Origin of the sequence: Vibrio sp. 10N.261.52.C2, from assembly GCF_041471425.1 — a bacterium.
Lineage (GTDB): Bacteria > Pseudomonadota > Gammaproteobacteria > Enterobacterales > Vibrionaceae > Vibrio > Vibrio crassostreae_C.
The window spans coordinates 1-1683 of record NZ_JBFROH010000105.1; the positions used below are offsets into that span (position 1 = coordinate 1).

2 protein-coding genes are annotated in these 1683 nt (G+C 41.7%); both read right to left on the bottom strand.

Features of this window, described 5'->3' with window-relative positions:
* Window positions 1-33: 33 nt before the first annotated feature.
* On the bottom strand, window positions 34-459 hold the full coding sequence (locus AB4307_RS21905; protein WP_102394485.1) for a hypothetical protein: 426 nt from the start codon (window positions 457-459) through the stop codon (window positions 34-36).
* Between the two features lie 17 nt (window positions 460-476).
* Window positions 477-1649 carry a patatin-like phospholipase family protein gene (locus AB4307_RS21910; protein WP_017060058.1) on the bottom strand — a complete coding sequence of 391 codons (1173 nt, stop codon included), beginning with the start codon at window positions 1647-1649 and terminating at the stop codon, window positions 477-479.
* Between the last annotated feature and the right edge of the window lie 34 nt (window positions 1650-1683).

Genomic DNA, 1683 nt, shown 5'->3' on the forward strand with positions numbered 1-1683 from the left:
AGTAGGTTTTATCGTTGATGTCAAACGAATAACTTAAATGTATTCGATAACTCGAGCTAGATAGTTAAAGTCCCCAGAATCACCGTGGTAATTACGGTAAACATCGACACTGAAATATCTAGGTTGGTCCACTTGAATATGCTCAGCAATTCGCTGCTCGATGGATTCTAGAGTTTCACCTGTTTGCGAGTAAATGTATTTCTTGGTGGTCTTTTGAAGCTGGCGTTCTTTAGCTTCTTTGTGTGTGACGTAATTGTTCACGTCAACCCACTGACCAATGTAGTCAATCTCCACGTAGTCTGAATTTTCTTCAACCATGAACAACGCCGCTTCTTGTTGAACGTCGGCCAGTTGTAGCATGTCGTTATCGACTTTTTGCTGTTCCATTGAGGTCACATTTTGTGCCATGGCAGCGCTAGACGTTGCCATGATAAGTAGCGCTAAAACTGTTTTATTCATTTTACGATATCCCTAAATTAAGGTAATTCTGTTACCCAAGGTTTGCCCTGAGTTGCTTTGTGATAACCATATTCGTATATGGTTAATAAATAGTGTTCATCAAACATGTCTTTGGTTCGTTTGGCGTAACCAAAGTCGTGCTCGATGTAAGTAAATTGCATATCAATGTTGTTGATTTCACAGATGTATTTCATTCGATATAAATCACCACGTGTTTGAGCAAGAGTCAGGCTTGATACGCTCTTTGCTACTAAATCTAGACCCTTATCTCTCAGCGAGTGGTACGGCGCTTTCAGTGCTCCATTTCGAATAACATCGAGCTGTGGTGGTTTTTCTAACCCAAGAGCATCTGAGATCTGCTGATAGTCGAAGTTAGATGGATTGAAAAATACTTGAGCGGCTAAACCACCATCGACGTGAAGTTCTTCATAACTTTTACCTTCGTACTTCACATTGATAAACTGCGGTGGGAAGACTCCAGGAATAGAAGCACTTGCTGCTAAAACCTTATATATAAGTTCAGACTTATCTGGCATGTCACTATTTGCAATTGCGCCCACATTCCAAATGACAAGCTCTCCAGAATCAAAGTGTGTGCTACCAATAAACAAACGCTTACCGTTGCGGTGTCGCGCAGCAATTTGCTCGATCATCGGTTCAGGGAACGCCTGAGCGATAAATTGATTCAAGTTTTTACCGTCAGTAAAAGCATCTTTAAACACGGTGTTTAAAAAGTTCTTTTTGCCGAGCACTGATTTGTCATTGATGTTTAACATCACCTCCTTCATCTTCGGAAATGCATCTCCGCCGATGAATACAAATGGTGCCATTAGCGCTCCTGCACTGATGCCAGTAACTATTGAGTAGTCTTTCAATTGGCCAGATTCTTCCAGCCCTATCAAAATACCGGCTCCAAAGGCTCCGTTCGCGCCGCCTCCTGACAAAGCTAAGATATTTAGTTGCTCACCTGACACTTTAATTGGCGTTGTTTGATCGATTGGAGAGTATAAGAAGTCTGGGTTCTCACTCGCCCACATACGCAATGGCTCTTTTACTGATATCGCTTCTTCTACAACCACTTCTTTGTAATTGTCTTTGTGTACGCGTACATCCAACGTGTGGGGTGAGCTACATGCCACTACAAGTAATGACAAAGCAACGGTAAAACCCGAGGAAATTAGACGGTTCATAATTAGGCTCATTTAATGTTCTCTAAAATGATTC

Bases quoted from the DNA above. Each gene is read 5' to 3' on its own strand.
- AB4307_RS21905 (WP_102394485.1), bottom strand. From the start codon at position 459: ATGAATAAAACAGTTTTAGCGCTACTTATCATGGCAACGTCTAGCGCT.
- AB4307_RS21910 (WP_017060058.1), bottom strand. From the start codon at position 1,649: ATGAACCGTCTAATTTCCTCGGGTTTTACCGTTGCTTTGTCATTACTT.